The sequence below is a fragment of the Algoriphagus locisalis genome (assembly GCF_900116615.1).
Taxonomy (GTDB): domain Bacteria; phylum Bacteroidota; class Bacteroidia; order Cytophagales; family Cyclobacteriaceae; genus Algoriphagus; species Algoriphagus locisalis.
The window spans coordinates 180,466-205,900 of record NZ_FPBF01000009.1 but is presented as its reverse complement, the minus strand read 5'-3'; the positions used below and the strand labels follow the sequence as shown (position 1 = coordinate 205,900).

Sequence of the window (25,435 nt, the reverse complement as noted above, 5' to 3'; positions counted from 1 at the left end):
AATAACAGGAGTATTGGGTAACGGATTAGGGTTTATCAAGCTATAATTCATAGAAATTGATAATTTCGATAATTACCCCAAGAGAGAATATACATGTCAGCTGAAAATATACGATTACAAGAAGATAAGGACTTTACCAAACATTGGAAAAAATGGGGACCTTACCTCACTGAGAGGCAATGGGGAACTGTACGGGAAGATTACAGCCCTGATGGTTCGGCATGGGAAAATGTGACTCACGATGAGGCCAGAAGTAAGGCCTATCGCTGGGGCGAAGAGGGTATAGGAGGTATTTCTGATCATAAGCAGAAATTTTGCCTGGCTTGGGCCTTTTGGAATGGCAAAGATCCTTTCCTAAAAGAGCGACTCTTTGGTTTGACTGGCAATCAAGGCAATCATGGTGAGGATGTAAAAGAAGTCTATTATTACTTGGACTCCACTCCTACACACAGTTATATGAAGATGCTCTATAAGTATCCTCAAGCTGAATTTCCGTATCAGCAACTTTTGCAGGAAAATAATAAACGAAGCAAATTAGACCCGGAATACGAGTTGCTGGATACTGGGATTTTTGATGAGGACAAATACTTCGATATTTTTATCGAGTATGCTAAGCAGGACATAGAAGATATCATCGCTGTAGCTACTATTCATAATCGCGGTCCTGAAGAAGCTAAAATATGGGTAATGCCCACGCTGTGGTTTCGCAAGACCTGGTTTACTGGAAATGAGCCCTTTATGCCTAAACTCACCAAAACCGGGGATAACACAATAAAAGCATATAATCCCAAATCAGGCAATTATTCCATTACATTCGATGGGAATCCGGATTTGAAATTTTGTGATAACGAAACCAACAGAGAGCGAATTTATAACATCGGAAATGAGAAGAAATATCTGAAAGACGCGATCAACGATTTTGTTGTCAATGGGGATTCCAGTCACCTCAACCCTGCCAATAAAGGGACAAAAGCTGCTGCAATTTATGAGATTACGATTCCTGCCGGTGAAAGCAGACAGGTAAAACTCAGACTTCAGCATCAGGAGGAAGACAATCCCCTGGAAATCTGCGACACCTGTCTGGATCAGCGTAAAAAAGAAGCTGATGAATTCTATGGAAACCTTCAGGAACGGGTTACTGATAAGGATTTACTAAATATCCAGCGTCAGGCTTATGCAGGCATGATGTGGTCAAAGCAGTTCTACTATTACGACGTAGAACGTTGGCTGGAAGGAGATCCTGGCAGATATGTACCTCCGGTAATTCGCAAAAAAGGAAGAAACAGTAACTGGAAGCATTTACAGAATTACGATATCATCTCTATGCCGGACAAGTGGGAATACCCGTGGTATGCCGCTTGGGATCTGGCATTTCATTGCATTCCCATAGCACGGATAGATCCGGAGTTTGCCAAAGACCAGCTTTTGCTTCTGCTCAATGAATGGTACATGCATCCAAATGGGCAGATTCCTGCCTATGAGTGGAATTTCTCCGATGTAAATCCCCCTGTGCATGCCTATGCGGTACAGCGGGTTTATCAGATAGACAAAAAAGCAAATAATGGTGTTGGGGATCAGGAATTTCTAGAGAGAGCCCTACATAAGTTGATGATCAACTTCACCTGGTGGGTCAATCAAAAAGATAGTGATGGCAAAAACATCTTTGAAGGTGGATTCCTTGGATTGGATAATATCTCAGTGTTTGATAGAAGTCACGCACAAAAATATCATGGAAAACTAGAACAGGCTGATGCCACTTCCTGGATGGCCATGTTCTCTTTGAACTTACTCCGTATTTCTTTAGATCTCTGCGAATTTAATACAGTTTACCAGTTCACTGCAACCAAGTTTCTTGAGCACTTTCTCTACATCGCAGGTGCGATGAGCAACATTTCAGAGGAGCACATCTCCCTTTGGGATGATGAGGATAATTTCTTCTATGATGTCTTCCACCTTCCAGGCAAAGAGCCTCGCAAAATGAAAGTACGCTCCATAGTAGGGTTGATCCCATTATTTGCAGTAGAGCCAATTCGTGAAGACCTTTTCGATAAACTTCCTGAGTTCAAAAAGAGATTGGATTTCTTCCTTAGGGAAAAACCTAAACTGGCAGCATTGGTGTCCAGCTGGATCCAACCCGGTCATGATAGACGAAGATTATTTTCTCTTTTGAGAGGTCATAGGATGAAAAGCGTTTTGCAAAAAATGTTGGATTCTGATGAATTCCTCAGTGATTATGGTATCAGGTCACTTTCAAAATACCATGAGAAAAATCCATACTCCATGAAAATAGGTGGAGAAACCCTGTCCGTGAAATATACTCCGGGGGAATCGGACACAGTCATGTTTGGTGGCAATTCTAATTGGCGTGGACCGATCTGGTTCCCGATCAATTTCCTCCTGATAGAATCACTAAAGAAATTTGATTTTTATTATGGAGGGGATTTTTCCATCGAATATCCCACAGGTTCTGGTAAGTATATGACTATGGATATTATTGCCAAAGAATTGTCCCTACGCTGCATGAAAATCTTTATGAAGGACGAAAATGGAAATCGGCCGGTCTATGGCGCAAGCAATAAAAAATACCAAGAGGATCCCCACTTCAAGGATTACATACTTTTCTATGAGTATTTCCACGGAGATAGCGGAGCAGGTTTGGGGGCATCCCATCAGACTGGCTGGACAGGTCTGGTGGCGGAGATGATCCACAAGTATTATAAAATCAGAGAAGATCAGCACCATGATTCTACAACCCTTTTTAGAAGCTAATCGAATAGAAGCAGGATGTGATGAAGTTGGTCGCGGCTGTTTGGCAGGACCTGTGGTAGCAGCCGCAGTGATTTTGCCGGCAGACTATTCCAATCAGTGGATAAATGACTCCAAAAAGCTGGGCAAAAAACAACGAGAGGATCTGATCGAAGAGATCAAAGACAAAGCATCAGCTTGGCATATTGCGGAAGCGAGTGTGGCTGAAATTGATAAAATCAATATTCTGAATGCGTCATTTTTGGCTATGAGTCGCGCCGTTCAGGGATTAAAAATGCAACCTGAGCACCTGCTGATTGATGGAAACAGATGGAAATCCACTTTGACCATCCCGCACACTTGTGTAATCAAAGGCGATGGGAAATTTGCCAGCATAGCCGCTGCTTCTATTCTGGCAAAAGTTTATCGGGATAAATTCATGGAGAAATTGGCAGAAGAGTTCCCGCATTATGCCTGGGAGAGAAACGCTGGCTATCCCACCAAAGCCCATAGATCAGGTATCGAAGAGTTCGGAGACTGCATCTGGCATAGAAAGAGTTTTAAGCTAGTAAAGGAGCAGATGATTTTAGATCTGTAATTAATACTTACATCAATTCAAAACTTGTGCAATAAAAAAACCAACACCCTATGAACTGGATCTTGTTAATCATCGGAGGACTATTTGAGGTCGGTTTCGCCTCTTGTCTTGGGAAAGCAAAAGGAGCTACCGGAAATGCCGTCTATGGCTGGTATGCAGGTTTTATTGTTTGTTTGGCGATCAGTATGCTACTTTTAATCAAAGCTACCCAAACACTCCCAATCGGGACAGCTTATGCCGTTTGGACTGGAATAGGTGCTGTAGGAACTGTCCTTGTGGGGATTTTCGTATTCAGAGAGTCAGCAGAATTCTGGCGAGTTTTCTTTCTGTCCACTTTGATCCTATCTATCATCGGGCTGAAAGTGGTCTCGCCTCACTAACAAGCCACGTTATGAAGGGAGAGCGTCCAGGCTATCATCAACGATTTTCCCCTTGATAATTTCGCGTTCTGATCCTTTTGGCAGGATTTCGGATAAATTCAATCCAGCCAACATATCAGCTGTGCCTGTCCCCATTCCCATCACAGTTCTCATGGCATCTTGAGTAGATGCATCCAAAAAAGTGATAAGCTCCTTTGGCACATGATAAATATTCCCATTAGTCGGATTTGGGGCGGTGGGCACAAAAATGGTGTATAATTTATCTTCGATCTGATCGGTAATAAACCCGGTCATCATGGTGCCGGAGCGGAAAGGGTCTAGTAAAACAACCTCAGAAAAGGGAAGTTTTTTCAAGCCTACAAACTGATAAACTGTTTGATGGATCAGACTATACAATGGTAGTTTGGTAAGGTACTTTCGCTCAAAAACCTTAAAATAAACCTTGCCTACCTTATTACGGACGAGTAATCCTATCAAAAATATAAAAGCACAGAATATTGCAAGAGAAAGCACATTGATTAGCCAATGAGGTTCTTCAGTCCCAGGATCTAGCGCAGCACTCAGAGGTGCTACAATTCCGAAAATAAAATTAAATACTATCGAAAGCAGAATTAGAATAATAGTAAGCGGCAGAAGGATTAAAAATCCCTGAATCAAGCTATCTAGGATTATTCCTCTTCCATTTTTTTCTTCTACTACTATCGGACTTTTGGGATTAGGATTCATTGAATTTGAAAGATAGTTTCCAAAAGTTTCACGACCCCGAAATCAGGGATCGTGAAACAATGGTTGATTGGTGGTTAATGTGTTTTCCTGACAAATCAGGCTTTTCTCACTAGATGCATTACCAAGGAAATGACAAGCAATACCAAGAAGATGTAGAAGATGATTTGGGCAATGGAAGCTGCACCAGCGGCAATTCCTCCAAATCCTAACACGGCAGCAATCAAAGCGATTACTAAGAAAATTAATATCCAGCGTAACATAGTTTTTGTGTTTAGTGGTTCGATGGGAATAGGTTCATAATCGTACCAACTGTTAAAAAAGCCTTAAACATCGCTGACAGCTGAATTTGCACAGTTGGCCTACGCGAAATTGGGGAATAAAAGCCCCAAAATCAGCAACTTATCCTTTCTAAAAAAGCACATACCATTTTGGAAAAGTTGAAATTATTGCCTCTTCAGACCAGTTGCAAGTGATCCAAATACTACCAAGCAAAAAATAAGCTGTCAGAAAGTCTAACAGCTTATGCTAAGTGGTGATTAGCAACTACTTTTTCTATTTAATTTTTTCAAAAACCAGTCTTCCTGAACCTGGCTTACTGCTGATTGGCTCCAGTACCATTCTATCGCTGCTGATTTCAACAATTTTGGCTTTTCTCACCTCTTTTCCCGCCTTTATGGTCATAACATCCTCCATGCTGATTTCCACTTTTGCCTTCTTTTGTACCACTTCCTGTTGGACGTAATCTGTATATTTCAGGCTATCCCCAAGTACAAATTCATACACCGTGTTTTCGAGTCTATTGTTGATTTTGTACTCCAATCCCGCTCTCATCGCTGGACTTGCATTCTGATATTGCGAAGACTTTCTCAGCTCATCCATCGCATCAAAATGCACGAGTTGCCACGTACCAATAAGTTGTTCAAATTTAACCTGCGCCGTTTGGAGAAAAAAAGCCAACAAAAGAGTGGCGATAATTGATAATTTCATGCGTTATCTAAGGCAATTATATTGCCAAAAAAGGCTTAGAATATTAGACTTCAAATTTCAAATTCTCAACCTTTCCATTCAAAAAAGGTAGCCATTCCTCAGCCTGCCTTTCGGCATATTCAGAAAGGAAATAGGCTAAAGAAGGTTTAAATGGCTTTGTCTGCATAGTAAGCCCAACTTGCTCGGGAGTTTTATCGCCTTTCAACACATTACATCGATGACAGGCTGTAGTCAAGTTGGTCCAATTTGATTTGCCTCCTTTGGACCTCGGGACCACATGGTCTATGGTCAGTTGTTTTTTACTTCCGCAATATTGGCACTCTCCCCGATCTCTTCGAAAAAGGTTTACCCGATTTAATAAAACGCCCCGATAAGGAATGTTTTTATAATGATTCAGGCAAATGACCGCGGGATAGGCAAAACTTCGGCTAACAGTACGGATTTGAAGTAAATCATAAACAGAAAGACAGTTCGCCTTTTCCAATAGCAAGAGGACTATGGCTTTTTGCGGAGATACTACCGCAACGGGAGAATGATCTAAATTCAATACCAGTACCCGCTTTTCCATAATTAACTTATAATTGACCGAGTTTCCAGCTCCACCTCTTTATCCTTACTACTCCGTAAGTAAGTTTCCCATTCACTCAGATCCGACACTTTTATTTTATTATCCATCCAAAATACTTCTTCAGCTCCAAGATACAAGGCATAGTTGACTTGCTTCTTCTCTAACTGCCTGAAAATAAATAAATCACCTGGCAATACGCGCTCGGGTTCAATTTTTCTACCCGGAATTTTACCCGACTTCCAAGAATAGCCTGCAATGCTAAAAATCAATTCAAATCCTTGACGCTCATCCAATCCAAAAATACTTCTTCCTCCTGCTTGGTAGGGCGCATTGACATACTTGACGGCTATATCGATCAGCTGAGATCTGTCGGCTTTGATCGCATGACTGCGTACCGAGCCAGTGAAACCAATATGATCTTGCCAATTAAAAAGCTCCAAGTCAGAAAAGTGGAGCCTACTTCCAGGAAGCAAATAAAGATTAGTCCCTTGGTATTCGATGGCTGCGATAGGACTGGTGACTACCTGAAAGTCGGCATTTAAAAATTTGTAATAATCTGAGGCTGGAATTTCCTTGATCGTATGCGTGGTAATCCAGCCTTCCAGCCCGGTATCCTCGTGCAGTATTTTGAACCATTGCTGGTCAGAAGTCATCGCTATGGTCTGATAGCATTCGCCAAAAAGTAATTGCGTCACCAATGCCGAATCAAAAGTAGGTCTGCGGTAAAGCGGTAAAATGGTTTGCCTGCAGATCCCAAAAGCATCAATCAAAGGCCATTCTCCGGATTTCTCTTTTTGCATCTTTTTCTTTCAAGTCCTGTCGTTTGTCGTGCGATTTCTTACCTCGGCCTAGCGCAATTTCCATTTTTGCCATCCCTCGGTCGTTGATAAATATACGAACAGGAATGATAGTCAGCCCTTTTTCCTGAGACTTAGTTTCAAGTTTTTCGAGTTCCCGCTTGCTCAGCAGCAGCTTCCTGTCCCGGATCGCCACATGATTATAACTCGCTGCCATGGAATAAGGAGCGATGTGCATTTGACGCACATAGAGCTCTCCATCCAAGAATATGCAAAACGACTCAGTAAGAGAAACTTTAGACTCCCGGATAGACTTAATCTCTGTGCCCTTGAGCACCATCCCTGCTACATAAGTATCTATAAACTCAAACTCAAAGCGAGCCTTTCTGTTTTTTATATTGATGACTTTGTCAAACTTATTATCCTTAGCCATGCTTAGATTTTCATTTTTGCGAGAGGAGTGACATCCATAGATGAAAATTCTCCTTTCAGGTATTTAAAATGTGCTGCCATGGCAATCATGGCTGCGTTGTCAGTACAATATTCAAATTTTGGAATGTACAGGTTCCAGCCTTTTTGCGCGGCCAACTTCGTTAATGTCTCTCTCAAACCTGAGTTCGCCGAAACTCCTCCAGCGATAGCAACTTCCTTCACACCGTACTGCTTCACCGCTGCTTTCAATTTGATCAAAAGCATTTCCACCAGAGCGTATTGTATGCTGGCGCAGAGGTCAGCTAAATTCTCCTCAATGAATTTCGGGTTTTCTTTCAGCTGATCCCGGAGAAAATAAAGCACCGCAGTTTTGATCCCACTGAAGGAATAATTCAATTCCGGCATTCGGGTAATCGGAAACTGAAAGGCTTTTGAATTTCCTTCCTTGGCATATTTATCAATAAGCGGTCCACCGGGATAAGGCAAGCCAAGGAGCTTGGCAGTTTTGTCAAAGGCCTCACCTACTGCGTCGTCTTGTGTCTCTCCTATTACCTCCATATCGAGATGATCTTTGACCAAAACCAATTGGGTGTGACCACCGCTCACAGTCAGGCAAATGAATGGAAAATTAGGTTTGGGTTCTTCAATAAAATGCGCCAAAATATGGGCATTCATATGATTCACTTCGATCAGCGGGATTTTCTTGGCAAAGGCAAAAGCTTTTGCGAAGCTCACTCCTACTAAAAGAGAACCCATCAACCCGGGGCCACGGGTGAAAGCCACCGCAGAAAGCTGATCCTTAGAGATTCCAGAAGATAAAATAGCCTCCTGAACCACGGGAATGAGATTTTCCTGATGTGCACGCGAAGCAAGCTCTGGAACTACTCCCCCATATTTTTCGTGAACGGATTGTGTGGCGACAATATTATTAAGTACTTTGCCGTCAGCTATAACAGCCGCAGATGTCTCGTCACACGAGGATTCAATTGCTAGAATAAAGATATCGTTGGTACCCATTGGAAAAGAACGCGAAAGTTAAGGATTTTTTGCACAAAGCGTTTCGGGTAATACTTTGGATCGTCTTTTCATTGATTATGTTTTTTATCGTAGTGGCGCTGAGTTTACAGGTCACTTGGGTTCAAAATAAAGTAGTAAACGCTGTAACAGGGATTCTCAATAATAATTCAGATTTCCACACAGAGATCGGAAAGATCCGACTTACCTGGTGGGACGCTCTTGAGTTAGACGATGTGATCATACGCGATCATCGGGATAGCCTGATGATTGGCGCCAAGAAGATCAACGCCGATTTTGAATTGCTGTCACTCATTCCTCCGGGCATCACCACCATCAATGCCGTCAGGATGGAAAATGCCAAATTGCATATGCTAACCCACGAGGGTGATTCGGCGATGAATATCAATCTCTGGGTGGAAGAGCTTTCCGAAATGTTCAGCACCGGCAGTGCTAGTTCTGGCCCCACTCAATTTAAGATTAATACAGTAGAGCTCAGAAACTCTGAAATCTTCATTGTCAATGAAATTACAGATGCGATCACCAAAGGACTGGATTACAACAGACTACGCTTTGCAGACATTACGCTGAATGCTTCTGATTTTTACCTGCAAGGACCTGAGATAGGTGCCAATATCAAAATGCTGACAGGCACTGAGCTGACCTCGGGATTTGAGATCATGGAGCTCAAAACCAATATGAAATATGGGCCAGAGTTTATGGAGTTTGACCAACTCAGTCTCAAGTCGGTCAATAGCCATATTAAAAATTTCCTTCGTTTTGAATACGCTACTCCGGCAGCCTTTTCCAATTTTTCGGAAGAGGTGGTAATCATTACCAATCTAGATGAAACCAAGCTAGACTTGGGTGATTTAAAGCTTTTTGCTCCAGGCCTGCCTAATATCGATGATCAAATCTACCTATCGGGCAGGGTAGCTGGGCCGGTTTCGGATGTGAGATCAGAGGAACTTTTGCTCAGAATTGGAGAGAAAACAGCGATTTTTGGCGCATTTAGGCTAGATGGTTTACCTGATTTAGATGATACGTATATCAACCTTTCGCTAAAGAATTCCACGATTTTAGCAAAAGATCTCGCCCCCTATCTACCAGAGAATATTTCCAAGGAAATCAACAAATTCAACACAATACGGCTCACCGCTGACTTTGCCGGGTATTTGCATCGCTTTGATACCAATGGTGAGTTCAAAACTTCTATTGGAGATATCACTGGAAGGGTAAGTTTTGATAGAGCAGATGGACTTCCGACGACGGTTTCCAATCTAACAACTCAGAATCTAGACTTAGGGATAATTGCCGAAAACCGGGACTTATTCCAAAAGGTAAGCCTCAAAGGACGCATCACTACCACCGGAAATTCCACCGCGAATCTACTGCTTGATGTAGATGCCGACGTGAGCAAATTTGGATTCAAAAACTACCAATACACAAATATCAAAACCGATGCAACTTACGGGCGTGACCTTTTTAGAGGAAACCTGGCGGTAAAAGATCCAAACTTTAAGATCAACGCCAACGGTGAGGTAAACCTTCGGCAATCTACTGATTCGGTTAGAATGAGTTTACAGATTGACACAGCATTTTTGGATCGGTTGAATATTACCGAGAAAGCCACTTTCATCAGTGGAAACCTGGATATAGACGTGAAGGGAATAAAACTGGATGATATTCAGGGCATAGCGCGGTTCCGCAATATTCAAGTTGGCTATGAGGATAGATTTTTGGACGTGGGAAGCTTCAATTTCCAATCCCTTTTTGCCGGAGGCACCAGAACGATGTCCATCAATTCGGATTACTTAGTGGCAGCAGCTTCGGGGCAATTTAATCTGGAGCAAATGGGCAGTGATTTGGATATTTTGCTACAGCAATACATAGCCATCATCCTAAATGAAGAACAGCCTATAGCAGATCTGGAGCGGAATTTCTCCGAGAATTACAACCTGGATTTGAACCTCCGCCTGATCAATATCAACCCAATTGTCCAGCTTTTAGAACCAGATTTGAGTCTTTCCAAAAACATGGTATTGGAAGGAGCATTCTATCAAACGGCAGAGAATACGGTCTTTAACTTTTTCACCAGTATCGATACGCTGAAGTATAAAAACAACACGGCAAAAAACATCAATATAGATTTTAACACCTCAAAAATCATCAACAGCCAGGACATCCTTGCTTCCTTTTATGTCTATTCGAAGAGCCAGGAACTTGGCAAATCCATTCAGTTTACCAACTTCGGGTTTGAGGCAATTTGGGATCAAAATGAAATGGATATTGACCTCACCCTAGATCAAGATTCTACTCAAAGCGCCGCCAGAATCAATGCAGTAGCAAAATTTTCTACTCAAAACACCCAACTCGCATTTGAACCATCCTCCGTAAAAGTGCTTGATCGGGAATGGAAGTTTGACTCACTTAATCTCATCACGATTACTCCGGGGTTAATTCAGGTTGATAGCCTTAAGTTATTCAATGAAAACCAGTCAATTTCACTACAAGGTACTGCTAGCAACAAGCCTGAAGATAGATTAAACCTAATGGTTAATAATGTAAATATTGACCTCCTTAACACCCTGTTTCCTCAAGACTTCGATGGCACTGCCAATGGGATGATTTCCTTTGAACAGCTCTTCGACACTCCTTTGATTCAAGGAGAATTCAAATTGAATGAGTTTGCTATTAATAAGTTTCCTATAGGCGATATGTCCGCGACTGCCAATTTGGATCTGGAACGATTGCAGGTTTCATTGACCAATGTAAATCAAGGTAAAGAAACGATCAATGTTGGTGGATATATTCTGACAGAAAATCAAGAAATGAATATGCAGGCTTCTTTGAATGAAGCAAGTTTGGTAATTCTTGAACCATTTTTATCCAATTACCTATCTGGATTGGGTGGTAGTATTTCAGGTAATATGGATCTGACCGGTACCATGGCAAATCCTCAACTAGAAGGAACCGGAAGACTGAATGATGGGCGATTGACTGTAAATTATCTCAAAACCACCTATTTACTCAACGGTAATGTTCTTTTCAGACCTAATCAGATCAGCCTACAGCAGGTAACTATGAAGGATCTTTTCGGGAATCAGGCAACCCTCACGGGTGGAATCAATCATCAAGCCTTCACCAATATTCGCTTGGACATCAGCGCCAACATGAACAACCTTCAGGTGATGAATACGACGGATAGAGACAATGAGACTTTTTACGGAACAGCCTTCGTCTCAGGGACGCTGGAGGCAATCGGGACTTTAACGAATTTGGATATCAATGCGAGAGCTACCAGTCAGCCGAACACAAGAATCTACATTCCATTAACCAGTAGCAATACGCAGGCTCAGGAAGACTTCATCCACATGATCAACATTCAGGACACCGTGAGGATTCAACAAATCGCTGAGGAGATCAATAGATTGGAAATAGAAAATGTGAGAATGAATTTCGTGCTGGACATCACACCAGATGCCTACGCCGAGATAATTATCGATCCTAGAACAGAGGAAGGAATATCCGGTCGAGGCCGGGGAGTATTGACGATGAATGTAGATACGCAGGGAAATTTCACCTTGAATGGCACCTACGAAATCACCGAGGGAATGTATAATTTCTCTCTTTATAATGTGGTGAAAAAGCAATTCAGCATCAAACCCGGAGGCAGAATAACTTGGTACGGAGATCCATACAGTGGGATAATGGACATCTCCGCAGAATATATTGAAAATGTTTCTTTGCAGCCTTTGCTACTCAGCTCTGTAACACAGACTACGCAAAGCTCCACCACTAGTCGAAGATATCCAGTCAAGGTATTATTGAACCTGGATGGTCAGTTGCTTTCCCCTGATATCAGTTTCGGATTTGACTTTTCTGAATTCCCCTCCAGCGGAGAAACTCAAACGACAATTTCTTCCTTCCAAAACAAGATTGCCAATGATGAACAGGAGATGAACCGTCAGGTTTTCTCGGTGATCATGACAAGATCATTTTCTCCAGAAGGTCAATTCTCTGGTGTATCCAATATTTCTTCCAGTTTGGGACAATTGCTTTCCTCCCAACTCAACAGCTTTCTTGGTCAGGTGGACAAGAATCTCGAAGTAGATTTGGACGTGGCCAGTCTGGATCAAAATGCCTTGGAAACCTTCCAACTTAGTGTGGCCTACACCTTCCTCGACGGACGCCTTCGGGTTTCAAGAGATGGGGGTTTTACGAATAACCAAGGAAATGCCAGCGCTTCATCAATCATCGGAGATTGGCAGGCAGAATATATGCTTACCGAAGATGGGGTTTACCGAATTAGAATTTTCAACAGAAACAATTTCAATACGTTCACCTCACTATCGCTTTCGGAAAATGTATCCACCTATGGTGTTGCACTCTCTCAGAGCGTTTCTTTCAACTCTTTCTCCGAGCTATTCAATAAAATCACGAGAAAGAAAAAAGAGAAACTGATCATCAATGATACGGATGATTTCCTTCGCTATCGGTTTGAAGACAAAGAAGAATGGAAACCAATCCAATTAGACAATATCGAAGAACGACTAGATTCTCTGAACAGAGAAAGAACCTTTAGAATGATTAAAGAAGGGGAGTTTTAAGGTTTATTTCCAGCAGATATACGCTGAAAACTATCGCTGATCAGCGCTGTTTCTTTTGAAATCGGTCTGTAATCTGCCATAATCTGTGTTCTTTTCTGCGTACATCTGCAGGAAAATGCTTCTAGAGGAAAATTTTCTAAACAATCATCCCATTTACCCTATTACACTAATAAAGTTCCAATGAAGAAAATTAGTATTTTTTGGTTTCGGAGAGACCTAAGATTAGAAGACAACCACGGACTATTCCAAGCTCTAAGTGAAAGTGAAAACGTGTTGCCACTTTTCATTTTTGACAAAAATATTCTCGAAAAACTCGAAAATAAGTCAGACGCGAGGGTGGAATTTATACATGATCAGATCAGCAAAATTCATCAGGAATTAGAAAAGAAAGATTCCTCCATTTTGATAAAATATGGAGACCCTGAAGCTGCTTACAGGGAACTCTTGAGTGAATATTCCATACAGGCTGTTTACACCAATCGAGACTATGAGCCATATGCTAAAAGCCGGGATAAAAAGATAAAGTCCTTGCTTGCAGACAAGGATATCCCATTTCATAGTTTCAAAGATCAACTGATTTTCGAACCGGGAGAAATCCTAAACGGATCAGGGGAATTCTATAAGGTCTTCACTCCATTCAGCAAAGTCTGGCTGAGTAAGCTCAGTCCCAAAATGCTTGAAGGGTACAAACCCATGCATTGGAAAAACCTGTATCAAACCTCATCTTTGAATCTACCAACTTTGAAGGAAATTGGATTTGAAAAAAGTGAAGTTACCATTCCATCAAAAACTGCGGATGAAGAAGTCATTTCTCATTACAACGAAACCCGTGATTTCCCAGCCAAAAACGGGACTTCCAGACTAGGAATCCATCTTCGCTTTGGCTCCATATCAATCAGACAGCTAGCGCAAAAAGCCAAGGAACTCAATGCCACTTACCTTAATGAATTGATCTGGAGGGAGTTTTACATGATGATTTTGGCATACAATCCCCAAGTGGTGGACAAAGCTTTCAAACCCGCCTACGATCAGATCCCTTGGAGAAACAATGAGGAAGAATTTGCTGCTTGGTGCCAAGGAATGACCGGCTACCCAATCGTGGATGCGGGAATGCGCGAACTCAATGCCACGGGCTACATGCACAATCGTGTACGGATGGTTGTTGCTTCTTTTCTCACCAAACACCTGTTAATTGACTGGCGCTGGGGAGAAGCTTATTTCGCAGCGAAACTTCTTGACTTTGAATTGGCCTCCAACAATGGTGGCTGGCAATGGGCTGCAGGTACTGGCACAGATGCTCAGCCTTACTTCCGCGTTTTCAATCCCAGCTCCCAGCAGGAGAAATTCGACAAAAACTGGAAGTACATCAAAAAATGGATTCCTGAAATAAACTCGGATAAATACCCAAAACCGATCGTAGATCATAAATTTGCAAGGCAACGTGCAATCGACACCTACAAATCAGCCCTGAATCAATGAATATCGGAGACCGAGTAAGACTACTACATGGAAACGAAGAAGGAATCATCCGAAAAATTTCCTCCAGTGGTAGAATGCAGATAGAGATCGAGGATGGTTTTATCATCCCTGCTCTCAAATCAGAATTGGTGCTAATCCACGAAACGGAAAAACAGCATTTTGGTGAAAAGCCGGTAGAGGAAAAAGAAATTGACACTCCCCTTCCCATCTCTGGCCCAAAGGATCAGGGACTTTACCTCGCTTTTCTCCCTATCAACGACCAGAGTCTCAGTCTTTACCTGATCAATGACAGCCGCCAGCCTTATTTGGCTCATGCTTCGGAAGTGTTTGGCCCCAACCAACGCACCTTACTGGCCGCAACCCTAAATCCCGGTGAAGCAAAGAAGTTCGATGACAGACTATTGAAAGAAATGGACGAATGGCCGGCCTTTTTGCTTCGCTTTATTCCTATTCATAATACGCTGGAGAAAGCAATTCCCGCCTTTGAGCGACAGCTGAAGATGAAACCAACTCAGTTCTTCAAGCATCTCAGCAAGGCACCCCGACTGGATAAAACAGCTTACATTTTTGCCCTAGAGCAAACTACCAAGGAGTTGGATATTCGGGCTCTCAATCAGGAACTTGGTGAGATTTCCCCCAAATCAGAAGTCACAAAAGCTGTAAAACCAGCCAGATCAATTGATTTGCACATTGAAAAGCTGGCGACAGACCCCAAGGGAATGAGCAATTCGGAGATGCTTCGGGTGCAGCTGGAGACATTTGAGAGGAATCTCGATCAGGCGATCGCTTCTGGAATGGACGAAATCACTTTCATCCACGGCATAGGAAATGGCGTGCTTCGCAAAGAAATTCACAAGCGCCTGAGTCAACTCCAAAATATTAAGTACTTTCAGGATACTCAAAAAGATCAGTGGGGCTACGGTGCCACGCTGGTAAGAATTTCCTAATCTATGCAGGCAAAGGTATCCCCTGTCTTTCATCTTTTCGAAGCTCAGCATCAAGAAGCCAAGGCACTGTTTTTGGTTTTGGGAAAGCAGATCAAGTCAAAGAAGGCTATAGAACTTCTTGGGAAAATGGACTTTCTGGAACTCTATGCAGACTTGATGGCTAAGGTTCACTTTGATATTGAAGGATTGAATTTCAATATTTTCTCTGATTTCAAACAAATGAAGAGAAGTCTCAGAAAGATCCATCATTTCAAACTGGCAGAAAAAAGCCTCAATGACCGGGAGCTGAAACTGGGAATAAAATTCAATGGTTACAGAATTCATCTGGATAAATACAAAAAGCAGATTTACACAGAAGCTTTTGATCTAATCGTGGGCAGCACGCTGAAAAGCTGGGATGATTTTCACGACAAGGCCCTAAAAGCCAGCAGGGGCATCAAACCATTGACCGTAAACACAGCTGTCAATCAAATCATCCAGGAAGAGTTGGAGTTTTTTCAACAGGATAAAAAAGGACCTATGGACAGTAAGGCCCTGAAAGATACCTTCGAAGGATTGCGCACGATCATCATGCTGGAAAACTTGCTGATCCACCTGGGCTTCAATCCGATTTTTATAACCTCCATTCACGAGGAAATCGCTGCCCTAAAAGACAACTTAAAGCCTTGGTATTCCAACCAACTTTCCCTGCAATCCCTTACCCACTTCCTGAGAGATAAGCCCGAAGCAGGAAAAAAATACCTGGACTGGCTCAAAGAACTCAAAGAACAGAAAATCAACCTTGCATCTCAAGCCGAGAAACATGCTCATGGGTTATTTGAGAAGATATTGAGGTGATCAAAATACCATAATCTAGATTTACTTTTAACTCTCTTTTGTCAACGGTTCTCAGCATTAAAATTGTAATTCCATCTTCAGAAGTCTTGTATTCGTACGGAACATTGGATTGAGCTAGCCAGAGATAATGCAAAGACGTCTTTTTAAGTTTACGCTTAGCAATAGAAAATGAATTGCCATCTAAATCAGTTGCTATTTTGCGTCCCGCTTTATAAATAGTAAGCAGAGGGAGTTCCTTGTAATACCAATTTTCTACGTAAGTGAAGTATTGACCATCATCAGAAAGTTGACCTGTTGGTTTACCCGAATAGTCATAGTCAGATTCCCATATCAGGGCTTTTATACCACTTCCAAGTTTGTAAACTTCAATTTTCCAATCTGTTTTCCAGTCTGGTTTATCCACTGAATCTGCGACAGGTGAAATAACTGCTTTAAACTGCTTATTTTGAGAAAGAACTTCAAATCCACACCAACATACTCCGTTTGCATTACTGAACTGAGCTATGAATAATGAAACGACAAAAATGAGTATTTTCTTCATGCTATAGATGTTTAGTGATTTACTCTTACAAAAGTGATAATTTAATATACTAAAAAGCTAATTGGATTACCAAAAGCACATTGGAATATTTACACTAGATGGATTTTCTCACATCCTCCAAATCTCCAAAATATCCCTTAGCTTAGCGGACTTTACACTCAATTCAAACCTATGGATACCTCACACAAAACCTCATTCCAGTTTATCAGCGAACCTTCTGACATCAATTTCGGTGGCAAAGTCCACGGTGGAGTGGTGATGAAGTGGATCGATCAGGCAGCCTATACCTGCGCCCGAACCTGGTCGGAGTCGTACTGTGTGACCGTCTATGTGGGTGGTATCCGATTTTATAAGCCTATCAATATCGGCGATGTGATCAAAGTGGATTGCGCTGTGATCTACACGGGCAGCTCCAGCATACACATCATGGTTGAAGTCTATTCCAGAGATTTTGGTCACAAAGAGTTTGAGAAAAAAACCCATTGCATCATCATTTTTGTATCCGTGGATGAGCATGGCAATCCCCAAAAAGTGAAACCTTGGATTCCTCAAACCGACCAAGAAAAGAAACTGGAAGAATATGCCACAAGACTAAAATCTCTCCGTGAAAATATCCACAATGAAATGAAGCCTTTCTTCAATGAGTAGATTTGGAGTGAAAAGTGGCAAGAGTTAGGATGCAGTCGCAGTGATCATTACTAAAAAAAGCGAATTGTAACCTAAAGACCTTCGAGGTTTTGAAAACCTCAAAGGTCATCTATCCATCAATTATTCTGAATATCTCCTTTCATCTCCAAGCTGTTTCCTTCTTTGATTTTTTGAAGAAATAAATCCTCTACATAAAATTGCCAATCTGCAAACTTAATCGCCTGATTAGCCAAATGCACGTGATGGTCTTGATCCAAAATATAATCATCAGGTTTGTCCAGCACTCTGGTCTTGCCATAGACTTTTTCTAAATCAGCCAACTGAATTTTCCATTCTTCTTCCAGGTTTAGCAACTTTTCTTTAGCTGCCTCTCTTTCCTCATCAGTTTTCGCCAGATCCCATTCAGACAATAAGAGCAACGATTTGTTGCTAAATTGAGTGACTTTGGCTACTTGCTCATACACTTCGAGTCTATATGTATTTCTCAGAGCTGCTTTTTTGGATGCTGATATTTGATGTAAAACCGAGTCCACTGCCAACTGATATTCCTCAACTTTGGCCAGTTTTTCTGCATTCTTTTCAGTCCATGCGCCAGGATTATTTGCCTCCGGCAAAGCTAAAACAGCATCTTGCAAGGGATTCTCCAACCTTCTAATTCTATTTCGGTCATTGTTATCCAGCAACGCATTTTTCCAAAACTCCACAGGCCCTTCCAGATCGTTGATAAATGCATATTCCTCTGAAGCTAATTCCGAACCGAAAGCCCGTTGTCTGTAAGCGGCATGAAGTTGATCTGAGTTGCGCTTATTACCTGCCCAGGTGTATTCAGCAAAAATCGCAATCCCACGGGCATACAGTTCAAAGTGTGGAGAATCATCATCCCAAAGTGTCAGAAGCAAGCCATCCGCTTTATTGTCAATTGAGAGTAAGGCAAAGTCACGAATATTGGCCGTGTTACTTTCCTCCAGCGGCATCAGGTTCCAGCGAGTTTGACCTGCCGTGGCTCCCATCACTTGGAAACCATGATCGGTAAACCACCGCATCGCTCGGTTGTTACCAATCGTTTCAGGCATGCTATAATTCCAGCGCATATACACACAATTCTTTGGAAACATATCCACATAGGTATTGAGATTGGGTTCGTTTGCAGTCCAGATGCTATCGACTTGGGCAGCAGATAGATTTCTATTGAAAATAGAACCGTAAACCCCGGCATTTTTCAAAGGCATATCATCCCAAAAAATCGGTGTTAAGCCTTTGCTCTCTGCATATTCACTCACTCTATTGAGCCAGATCAACTGCAGCTCAAGTGGAGATTTTCCACTTCCTCTTCCTGTGGTATGAACTTCATCTCCCCCTACGTGCAAATATTGAGCATGGGGAAAAGCCGCAAGTGCGTCAGTGTAGAGATCAAATTGTACCTCGTACGTTCGCTCATCGAGGGGATTAAAGGCCCAATCACTTGCTGGATCATCCCGAAGATCCTTGTAATCCTCATGCTTTAGAATAAAGGATGCATGCCCCAGTCCTTGCACCAAAGGCGAAATCCGGATATTTCTCGCCATGGCATATTCACTTAGCTCTTTCCATTCTGCTATAGACCAAGCATCTGAAGAACCTACTTTAGGCTGCTTATCAAAAGCCAGTTTATCTTCTATTTCCAGTATAATCCCATTGATTTTCTGTTCGGCCAATTCATCCATCAATTCATAGTAATACTCCTTCTTTTCCAGGTGATGCTTGACGTCGAGGTGCACAGCACGATAGTTAAGCGCCGGTTCGTCTTTTATAGAAATCAAGGGTAGTGCTGCTTCCTGATCCAAGGCATCCTGCACCAATTGACCCAAGGTTATTAAACCGTACCAAAGCCCTTCCTCAGTAGCTGCAAAAACATCAATATGCTCTTTAGAAATCTCAAGAATATACCCTTCAGGTGCTAAATCAAAGGTAACTTCTAAGGTCAGAGAAATATCGCTTGAACCTGGCAATGAATTACCAGAGATAAAATCAGCTTTGGCTTGCTGGACAAACTCGTCAATCTCTGTGGGCGAAACAGAGGAAATCCCTGAGATTTGTACGGATGAAGGACTTGGCAATAGCTCGAAGCTTCCTGCCTTTTTAGGCGTAGAGTTGCAAGATGCCAGCACTACTAAAACTAGTACTAGCTTGAAAACAGTAAATAATCGCATGTAAAGAGGATATTGGGTTAAAAGAATTTTGAATAGCTAAAATACCAAATAATCAAAGCCCAAAAAGCCGTTCAGCAAACAATTCAAAAGCTAATCCAGCTTCGGGCTTTAATATTCCCTTTTTTTCCCTAATTTTTAGGTTGAAGGTTTGTAACTATTTTGTTCAAGCTCTTTTACCAAACCCAACCTAACCTAGAATGCTTACATTATTGATTATCCTTTTTGCCTTGGCACTGATTCTACTTGCCATAGTCAAATTTGACATCCACCCATTTCTTGCGCTTTTCTGCGGAGCCATCCTCTACGGCTTGCTATCCGGAATGTCCGGTGAGTTAATCTTACAATCTATTTCTGAGGGTTTTGGTGGGGTTTTAGGAAGTATAGGGTTACTCATTTTACTTGGTGTTATGATGGGCACTTTTCTGGAAAAAACCGGAGGAGCAATAGTTATTGCTGAGAAAATCCTCTCCTGGATCGGTGAAAAATCGATAACGCTTGCCATGATGATTTCGGGCTATATCTTATCCATACCAGTATTCGGAGATAGCACCTTTATCATGATGAACCCCATCAGTAAATCCCTCTCTTTAAAAGGAAAGGTGCCTTATGCAGCTACTACAATTGCATTGGCTCTCGGTGCCACTGCTTCTCACTCCTTAGTACCTCCTACTCCAGGACCAATTGCGACTGCTGGTATTTATGACGCTGATCTTGGGATGATTATTTTCTATGGCCTAATCGTGAGTTTGACCGCCTTGATTCCAAGCTATATTTTCGTAAAAAAAGTGGCTTATAAAATTCCTTTGGTACCAAAAATGGCTGTGAAAACTGAGGAAATTGATGCTAAAAACAGACCCTCGGCCTTCGCTTCTTTTTTGCCTATCATCGTCCCGCTGATTTTAATCATAACCGCATCTATTGCCAAATACCCTACAAAACCATTTGGGGAAGGCGGATTTTACACCTTTATCCAATTCGCCGGAAGCCCGGTGATAGCCTTATTATTAGGCTCTTTTATGGCTTTTACTTTACCAAAGAAATTCGATGCTAAGTTACTTTCATCTTCCGGCTGGATAGGCGAAGCAATATTGATAGCTGCACCTGTGATTCTGATTACCGGGGCAGGCGGTGTTTTTGGGAAAATGCTTCAGAATTCAGGAATTGGGGACCTGGTAAGCTCAAGTATGAGTGGGGCAAGTTGGGGGATATTCCTTCCTTTCCTGATTGCTTTTGCGCTGAAAACGGCCCAAGGTTCTTCGACAGTTGCCATGATCACCACAGCATCGATTATAGCTCCTTTGCTCGGTTCACTTGGTCTAGACTCAGAGAGCATGCGTGTATTCGCAGTCTTGGCTACAGGAGCTGGAGCTATGGCAATTTCCCATGCCAATGACAGTTTCTTTTGGGCAGTCACCCAGCTTTCAGGTCTATCGATTAAACAAGGTAATCAGACGCATAGTCTAGGAACGTTGATTATGTCGCTCACTGCGATCAGTGTGATATATCTGATTACGCTGGTGGTGAGGTAATGTGTATTCAAACAGAGAATAGAAATGGAATAACCTTATGAAAAAGACACTCTTACTTCTACTCCTTACCCTTTCTTTCACCTTTTTTTCACAAGCCCAAATCCTAAAAAAACCTATTCCTGATAAACTGGTTGTTCTCACCTTTGATGATGCTCCGGCAAGTCAGTATTCTGTAGTTGCGCCCTTATTGAAGAAGTATGGATTTGGCGCTACATTCTTTGTCTGCGAGTTCCAGCCCAATTATGCCGATAGTGCTTTGTATATGAATTGGCGTCAAATTCAGGAATTAAATCAAATGGGATTTGAAATCGCAAATCATACACATACTCACGCCAATGTCAGCAAACTTTCCCAGGCAGAATTCAACGCTGAGCTCAGTTACATAGAAGCCAAATGTGATTCTCTTGGCATTTCATCCCCTACAAACTTTGCCTATCCAGGATATGGCTTGAATGCAAAAGCCTTGGAATTTTTGGAGCAAAAAGATTATGTATTCGCTAGAGCCGGAGGAAGCAGAGCTTATGATCCATTGAGTGATCATCCCTATTTGATACCTAGTTGGGCGACTGATGAAAAGAACAAAGTGGAGATCATGAAAGCTTTTGAGCAAGCTAAAAATGGAAAGATTGTCATCTTGACCATTCATGGTGTACCTGACATCGAACACCCCTGGGTGAATACGCCTCCGGAGCTTTTCGAAGAATATTTAGAACTTCTCAAAAAAGGTGGATTTACAGTAATTTCCATGAAAGAGTTGGAGAAATATGTAGCTTCTAAAGCTGCAAAAAAAATCATCAAAGCGGATTTCAACAAGAGATCGAAAAACTAAAAAGATTAAAAGGCACATTTTTAGATTTTTAAAACAACCATGATAACATCATTATTATTGCTATTATTGACTAATCAATCAATTAATTAAAGTGAACCCCTATTCATCTTAATGAAAACCATCTAGTTGAATAAATAAATGAACTTTTACGAATGAAGGTTTACATAGATCCGTCAAGTGACATCTTATATTCTTCCTATTATATCAAGGGTATAGAAGAGCTTTTTGGAAAAAAGAACATTAAGTTTTCGAATAACTATTTTCGAGACTTTAAGCACAACAATCATTTCTTCGCCTTAGTCTTAAAAAGCAAAGATGCTGAGAGAAAAATCATTATAGATTTTGCTGATTCGGAAGAAGTAGATATTATTGCTTTGAATTGGGCAGACACCTATGCCAAGATCAATAAAAGTGATATTGCCTATCCAAGCCCTGAAAAGATCATAGCTATAGGCCCGAGCTTTGGCATCCACATTTATTCTTTTTTTAAAACAGGATATATGGCAATTAGTAATTACCTGAAGGCAAGTTCTAGAATCCCAAACAAGAGACGGTTTTTCTCAGATTACAAAGCACAATTAAATAGAATGAGCATAGATGAATATTATCCCAACAAAAATGTTAACAACTATGTGTTTTTTGCGTCATCTCTTTGGAAGAAAGAAAAGAAAACAAATGATTTCAGAGCCAATTTCATTAAAGCCTGCATTGAGAATCCGGATATTGAATTTGATGGTGGTTTTGCTCCAAGACCAAGAAAGGACGTTCCTGGGTATGATGAAATCACTGTCACAACTCGTTATAGTATAACAGAATATCTAGGGAATATGAAGAAATCCTCTATTGCATTCAACACACCAGCAGTGTTGGATTGCCATGGTTGGAAATTGGGAGAATTCTTGTGTTTTGGTAAAGCGATCATCTCTACCCCCCTATCTCGGAAGCTGCCTAAGGCATTGCAGGATAGAAAACACCTACTCTTCACAGACGGATCTCAAGACGATATTCAAGAGAAGATTAAAAACATCATTGTAAACCCTGAACTATTGACAGAGCTAAAAAATAATGCACGCAAATACTATGAAGAGGAATTATCCCCGAAAAAAGTGATAGAAAGGATTACTAAAGCCACATTTTCAGAACCAGTCTCTACGTAGTCCTTTGGTAAATCTCCACGAATGGAATAGGCAAGATTAAATTTTCTTCAAAAAATTATTTGTTACTCCATGTCTAAATTAAAAATACACAAAGAAAGGTGATCCGTTTCAAGATCACCTTTTCATCTTCTACTTGATTTATTGCTTCTAATTAAGCCAAATCGTAACGATCAAGCATCATTACTTTGTCCCAAGCAGCCACAAAATCCTTGAGGAACTTCTCATTGGAATCAGCGCTGGCATAAAATTCTGACAATGCTCTTAACTCAGAATTGGATCCAAAGATCAAGTCCGCTCTTGTACCTGTCCATTTGACCTGACCGGTTTTTCTATCTGATCCAAGGAATGCGTGCTGACCGGAGTCTGCCGCTTTCCAAGTGATGCGCATATCCAGGATATTCTTGAAGAAATCATTGGTCAATGCACCTGGAGTGCTGGTGAATACGCCATGTTTAGAGTTGTCATAGTTGGTACCAAGAACTCTCAGTCCACCTACCAAAACGGTCATTTCCGGTGGAGTCAACTTCAGTAACTGTGCTCTATCGATCAGCATTTCCTCTGCGGAAGCCTTGTGCGTAGGACGGAAATAGTTTCTGAATCCATCAGCTGCTGGCTCCATTGCCGCAAAAGAGGATACGTCCGTTTGTGCTTGTGAGGCATCTGCTCGACCTGGAGTGAATGGAACCTTCACCTCATGACCTGCATTTTTAGCTGCTTGCTCTACACCTGCACAACCGGCCAAGACGATCAAATCTGCCAAAGAAATCTGTTTTCCACCAGTTTGGGAAGCGTTAAATTCCTTCTGGATAGCTTCCAACTTATCGAGTACTTTTCCAAGCTGAGCTGGATTGTTCACTTCCCAGAATTTCTGCGGAGAAAGACGAATCCTTGCTCCATTGGCACCACCACGCATATCTGATCCACGGAAAGTAGATGCAGAAGCCCAGGCAGTAGTAACTAATTCAGAAACAGAAAGACCAGAATCCAGAACCTTAGCTTTAAGCGAAGCTACATCCTGCTCATTCACCAATTCATGATTTACTGCAGGAATAGGATCTTGCCAGATCAGTTCTTCTGTAGGAACTTCTGGCCCTAAGTAACGCTGGATAGGCCCCATATCCCTATGAGTCAGTTTGAACCAAGCTCTTGAGAACGCATCTGCGAACTCATCCGGATTTTCGAAGAAGCGTCTGGAAATTTTCGCATATTCTGGATCTTCTTTCAAAGCCAAATCAGTGGTCAACATATTCGGCGCATGGCGCTTGGATGGATCGTGAGCATCTGGAACTGTACCTGCACCCGCATCTCCTTTTGGTTTCCACTGATATGCCCCACCTGGGCTTTTGGTCAATTCCCAATCGAAACCGAATAGGTTTTCAAAGAAATTATTACTCCACTGCGTAGGTGTCGTGGTCCATGTTACCTCGATTCCGGAAGTGATGGTATCTTCTGAGTGGCCTTTCCCAAAGGAATTTTTCCAACCCAAGCCCATCTCCTCAATACTTGCTCCTTCTGGCTCATGGCCTACGTATTCTCCCGCGTCTGCAGCACCGTGCGTTTTACCAAAAGTGTGTCCACCCGCGATCAAAGCAACAGTTTCCTCATCATTCATCGCCATACGGCCAAAAGTCTCGCGTATATCATGTGCAGCTCCTATTGGATCTGGCTGACCTTTTGGTCCCTCTGGATTCACATATATCAACCCCATGTGCGAAGCCCCAAGCGGATTTTCAAGGTTACGCTCTCCATTGCTACTTCCTGCATAGCGCTCCTGATCTCCTAGCCATTCGCCTTCAGATCCCCAGTAAATATCTTCTTCCGGCTCCCAAACGTCTTCTCTACCTCCAGCAAAGCCGAAAGTCTTCAGACCCATGGTTTCTAAAGAGACATTTCCTGCCAAGATCAATAAATCTGCCCAAGAAAGTTTGTTTCCATATTTCTGCTTGATCGGCCAAAGCAAATAACGCGCTTTGTCCAAGTTAGCATTATCAGGCCAGCTATTTAACGGTGCAAAACGCTGAGAACCTGATCCTCCTCCGCCTCTACCATCTGCGATCCTGTAAGTTCCCGCACTGTGCCATGCCATTCTGATAAAAAATGGGCCGTAATGACCAAAATCAGCCGGCCACCAATCCTGAGAATCCGTCATCAAATCAGCCAAATCCTGTTTCACTGCAGCGAGATCCAATTTCTTAAACTCTTCAGCATAGTTGAAATCCGGGCCTAGAGGATTGGACTTCGATGAATGCTGGCGAAGAATATTAAGGTTTAATTGATTTGGCCACCAGTCGCGGTTCTTAGTTCCTCCACCAGCAGACTGGCTAATAGCTCCACTCGTAAAAGGGCATTTGGCATCGCTTTCATTGACATCCCATACAGAATCTGTATGCTTGTGTCCGTTTTCTTTGTTATCCATATAAAT

At 42.0% G+C, this 25,435-nt stretch carries 21 protein-coding genes; 11 read left to right on the top strand and 10 right to left on the bottom strand.

Annotation, left to right across the window (positions count from 1 at the left end):
- Positions 1 to 93 precede the first annotated feature (93 nt).
- From BM386_RS21450 to BM386_RS21440, 3 genes are read left to right on the top strand one after another with little or no spacing between them, the layout of a single operon-like run.
- On the top strand, positions 94 to 2,769 hold the full coding sequence (locus BM386_RS21450) for an MGH1-like glycoside hydrolase domain-containing protein (protein WP_091697936.1): 2,676 nt from the start codon (positions 94 to 96) through the stop codon (positions 2,767 to 2,769).
- On the top strand, positions 2,741 to 3,343 hold the full coding sequence (locus BM386_RS21445; RefSeq protein WP_170857148.1) for a ribonuclease HII: 603 nt from the start codon (positions 2,741 to 2,743) through the stop codon (positions 3,341 to 3,343). Before BM386_RS21450 ends, BM386_RS21445 begins: the two co-directional genes overlap by 29 nt.
- A 50-nt stretch (positions 3,344 to 3,393) precedes the next feature.
- Complete coding sequence (locus BM386_RS21440; RefSeq protein ID WP_091697935.1) at positions 3,394 to 3,723, top strand: DMT family transporter; 330 nt, start codon at positions 3,394 to 3,396, stop codon at positions 3,721 to 3,723.
- 9 nt (positions 3,724 to 3,732) lie between these two features.
- Here the strand turns inward: BM386_RS21440 and BM386_RS21435 are convergent, their stop codons facing one another.
- The 7 genes from BM386_RS21435 to tsaD all read right to left on the bottom strand — a co-directional run bounded on the left by BM386_RS21435 (position 3,733) and on the right by tsaD (position 8,250).
- A complete protein-coding gene (locus BM386_RS21435) occupies positions 3,733 to 4,449 on the bottom strand; it encodes a DUF502 domain-containing protein (protein WP_091697933.1) in 717 nt (238 codons plus the stop codon).
- Between the two features lie 95 nt (positions 4,450 to 4,544).
- Positions 4,545 to 4,709 carry a DUF1328 domain-containing protein gene (locus tag BM386_RS21430; RefSeq protein ID WP_091697932.1) on the bottom strand — a complete coding sequence of 55 codons (165 nt, stop codon included), beginning with the start codon at positions 4,707 to 4,709 and terminating at the stop codon, positions 4,545 to 4,547.
- A gap of 292 nt (positions 4,710 to 5,001) precedes the next feature.
- On the bottom strand, positions 5,002 to 5,436 hold the full coding sequence (locus BM386_RS21425) for a hypothetical protein (protein ID WP_091697930.1): 435 nt from the start codon (positions 5,434 to 5,436) through the stop codon (positions 5,002 to 5,004).
- 43 nt (positions 5,437 to 5,479) lie between these two features.
- Positions 5,480 to 6,004, bottom strand: coding sequence for an HNH endonuclease (locus BM386_RS21420; RefSeq protein ID WP_091697928.1), 525 nt, complete (start codon positions 6,002 to 6,004; stop codon positions 5,480 to 5,482).
- 2 nt (positions 6,005 to 6,006) lie between these two features.
- A complete protein-coding gene (locus tag BM386_RS21415) occupies positions 6,007 to 6,804 on the bottom strand; it encodes an SH3 domain-containing protein (protein ID WP_091697926.1) in 798 nt (265 codons plus the stop codon).
- Positions 6,767 to 7,234: an SsrA-binding protein SmpB gene (gene smpB / locus BM386_RS21410; protein WP_091697925.1), complete on the bottom strand. Its 468-nt coding sequence runs from the start codon at positions 7,232 to 7,234 to the stop codon at positions 6,767 to 6,769. Before smpB ends, BM386_RS21415 begins: the two co-directional genes overlap by 38 nt.
- Before the next feature lie 2 nt (positions 7,235 to 7,236).
- Positions 7,237 to 8,250 carry a tRNA (adenosine(37)-N6)-threonylcarbamoyltransferase complex transferase subunit TsaD gene (gene tsaD / locus BM386_RS21405; RefSeq protein ID WP_091697923.1) on the bottom strand — a complete coding sequence of 338 codons (1,014 nt, stop codon included), beginning with the start codon at positions 8,248 to 8,250 and terminating at the stop codon, positions 7,237 to 7,239.
- 77 nt (positions 8,251 to 8,327) lie between these two features.
- Here tsaD and BM386_RS21400 point away from each other — a divergent pair, with 77 nt between their 5' ends.
- The 4 genes from BM386_RS21400 to BM386_RS21385 all read left to right on the top strand — a co-directional run bounded on the left by BM386_RS21400 (position 8,328) and on the right by BM386_RS21385 (position 16,120).
- Positions 8,328 to 12,857, top strand: a complete 4,530-nt coding sequence (locus BM386_RS21400) for a translocation/assembly module TamB domain-containing protein (RefSeq protein WP_091697922.1) — start codon at positions 8,328 to 8,330, stop codon at positions 12,855 to 12,857.
- Positions 12,858 to 13,037: 180 nt separating this feature from the next.
- Entirely contained in the window at positions 13,038 to 14,336 is a 1,299-nt protein-coding gene (locus BM386_RS21395; protein WP_091697920.1) for a cryptochrome/photolyase family protein, read from the top strand.
- A complete protein-coding gene (locus tag BM386_RS21390) occupies positions 14,333 to 15,283 on the top strand; it encodes a Smr/MutS family protein (RefSeq protein ID WP_091697918.1) in 951 nt (316 codons plus the stop codon). The genes BM386_RS21395 and BM386_RS21390 overlap by 4 nt, the downstream gene beginning before the upstream one ends.
- Before the next feature lie 3 nt (positions 15,284 to 15,286).
- The gene (locus BM386_RS21385; RefSeq protein WP_091697917.1) at positions 15,287 to 16,120 is read left to right on the top strand and encodes a hypothetical protein; all 834 of its coding nucleotides are present in this window, start codon (positions 15,287 to 15,289) and stop codon (positions 16,118 to 16,120) included.
- Here BM386_RS21385 and BM386_RS21380 read toward each other — a convergent pair.
- Positions 16,059 to 16,661: a hypothetical protein gene (locus BM386_RS21380; RefSeq protein ID WP_091697915.1), complete on the bottom strand. Its 603-nt coding sequence runs from the start codon at positions 16,659 to 16,661 to the stop codon at positions 16,059 to 16,061. The genes BM386_RS21385 and BM386_RS21380 overlap by 62 nt on opposite strands.
- 171 nt (positions 16,662 to 16,832) lie before the next feature.
- Between BM386_RS21380 and BM386_RS21375 the strand changes: the two genes are divergently transcribed.
- Positions 16,833 to 17,309, top strand: a complete 477-nt coding sequence (locus BM386_RS21375; protein WP_091697914.1) for an acyl-CoA thioesterase — start codon at positions 16,833 to 16,835, stop codon at positions 17,307 to 17,309.
- Between the two features lie 116 nt (positions 17,310 to 17,425).
- Here the strand turns inward: BM386_RS21375 and BM386_RS21370 are convergent, their stop codons facing one another.
- The gene (locus BM386_RS21370; protein ID WP_091697912.1) at positions 17,426 to 19,498 is read right to left on the bottom strand and encodes a family 20 glycosylhydrolase; all 2,073 of its coding nucleotides are present in this window, start codon (positions 19,496 to 19,498) and stop codon (positions 17,426 to 17,428) included.
- Positions 19,499 to 19,695: 197 nt separating this feature from the next.
- On the opposite strand from BM386_RS21370, the gene BM386_RS21365 reads away from it, so the two are divergent.
- From BM386_RS21365 to BM386_RS21355, 3 genes are all read left to right on the top strand, one after another.
- Positions 19,696 to 21,027 carry a GntP family permease gene (locus BM386_RS21365; RefSeq protein WP_091697910.1) on the top strand — a complete coding sequence of 444 codons (1,332 nt, stop codon included), beginning with the start codon at positions 19,696 to 19,698 and terminating at the stop codon, positions 21,025 to 21,027.
- Between the two features lie 37 nt (positions 21,028 to 21,064).
- The gene (locus tag BM386_RS21360) at positions 21,065 to 21,856 is read left to right on the top strand and encodes a polysaccharide deacetylase family protein (protein ID WP_091697909.1); all 792 of its coding nucleotides are present in this window, start codon (positions 21,065 to 21,067) and stop codon (positions 21,854 to 21,856) included.
- 152 nt (positions 21,857 to 22,008) lie between these two features.
- The gene (locus BM386_RS21355) at positions 22,009 to 23,013 is read left to right on the top strand and encodes a glycosyltransferase (RefSeq protein ID WP_091697907.1); all 1,005 of its coding nucleotides are present in this window, start codon (positions 22,009 to 22,011) and stop codon (positions 23,011 to 23,013) included.
- Positions 23,014 to 23,164: 151 nt separating this feature from the next.
- Here BM386_RS21355 and katG read toward each other — a convergent pair whose 3' ends face one another.
- A complete protein-coding gene (katG, locus tag BM386_RS21350; RefSeq protein WP_091697905.1) occupies positions 23,165 to 25,429 on the bottom strand; it encodes a catalase/peroxidase HPI in 2,265 nt (754 codons plus the stop codon).
- Positions 25,430 to 25,435 lie beyond the last annotated feature (6 nt).

Bases quoted from the DNA above. Each gene is read 5' to 3' on its own strand.
- BM386_RS21450 (WP_091697936.1), top strand. From the start codon at position 94: ATGTCAGCTGAAAATATACGATTACAAGAAGATAAGGACTTTACCAAA.
- BM386_RS21445 (WP_170857148.1), top strand. From the start codon at position 2,741: ATGATTCTACAACCCTTTTTAGAAGCTAATCGAATAGAAGCAGGATGT.
- BM386_RS21440 (WP_091697935.1), top strand. From the start codon at position 3,394: ATGAACTGGATCTTGTTAATCATCGGAGGACTATTTGAGGTCGGTTTC.
- BM386_RS21435 (WP_091697933.1), bottom strand. From the start codon at position 4,449: ATGAATCCTAATCCCAAAAGTCCGATAGTAGTAGAAGAAAAAAATGGA.
- BM386_RS21430 (WP_091697932.1), bottom strand. From the start codon at position 4,709: ATGTTACGCTGGATATTAATTTTCTTAGTAATCGCTTTGATTGCTGCC.
- BM386_RS21425 (WP_091697930.1), bottom strand. From the start codon at position 5,436: ATGAAATTATCAATTATCGCCACTCTTTTGTTGGCTTTTTTTCTCCAA.
- BM386_RS21420 (WP_091697928.1), bottom strand. From the start codon at position 6,004: ATGGAAAAGCGGGTACTGGTATTGAATTTAGATCATTCTCCCGTTGCG.
- BM386_RS21415 (WP_091697926.1), bottom strand. From the start codon at position 6,804: ATGCAAAAAGAGAAATCCGGAGAATGGCCTTTGATTGATGCTTTTGGG.
- smpB (WP_091697925.1), bottom strand. From the start codon at position 7,234: ATGGCTAAGGATAATAAGTTTGACAAAGTCATCAATATAAAAAACAGA.
- tsaD (WP_091697923.1), bottom strand. From the start codon at position 8,250: ATGGGTACCAACGATATCTTTATTCTAGCAATTGAATCCTCGTGTGAC.
- BM386_RS21400 (WP_091697922.1), top strand. From the start codon at position 8,328: ATGTTTTTTATCGTAGTGGCGCTGAGTTTACAGGTCACTTGGGTTCAA.
- BM386_RS21395 (WP_091697920.1), top strand. From the start codon at position 13,038: ATGAAGAAAATTAGTATTTTTTGGTTTCGGAGAGACCTAAGATTAGAA.
- BM386_RS21390 (WP_091697918.1), top strand. From the start codon at position 14,333: ATGAATATCGGAGACCGAGTAAGACTACTACATGGAAACGAAGAAGGA.
- BM386_RS21385 (WP_091697917.1), top strand. From the start codon at position 15,287: ATGCAGGCAAAGGTATCCCCTGTCTTTCATCTTTTCGAAGCTCAGCAT.
- BM386_RS21380 (WP_091697915.1), bottom strand. From the start codon at position 16,661: ATGAAGAAAATACTCATTTTTGTCGTTTCATTATTCATAGCTCAGTTC.
- BM386_RS21375 (WP_091697914.1), top strand. From the start codon at position 16,833: ATGGATACCTCACACAAAACCTCATTCCAGTTTATCAGCGAACCTTCT.
- BM386_RS21370 (WP_091697912.1), bottom strand. From the start codon at position 19,498: ATGCGATTATTTACTGTTTTCAAGCTAGTACTAGTTTTAGTAGTGCTG.
- BM386_RS21365 (WP_091697910.1), top strand. From the start codon at position 19,696: ATGCTTACATTATTGATTATCCTTTTTGCCTTGGCACTGATTCTACTT.
- BM386_RS21360 (WP_091697909.1), top strand. From the start codon at position 21,065: ATGAAAAAGACACTCTTACTTCTACTCCTTACCCTTTCTTTCACCTTT.
- BM386_RS21355 (WP_091697907.1), top strand. From the start codon at position 22,009: ATGAAGGTTTACATAGATCCGTCAAGTGACATCTTATATTCTTCCTAT.
- katG (WP_091697905.1), bottom strand. From the start codon at position 25,429: ATGGATAACAAAGAAAACGGACACAAGCATACAGATTCTGTATGGGAT.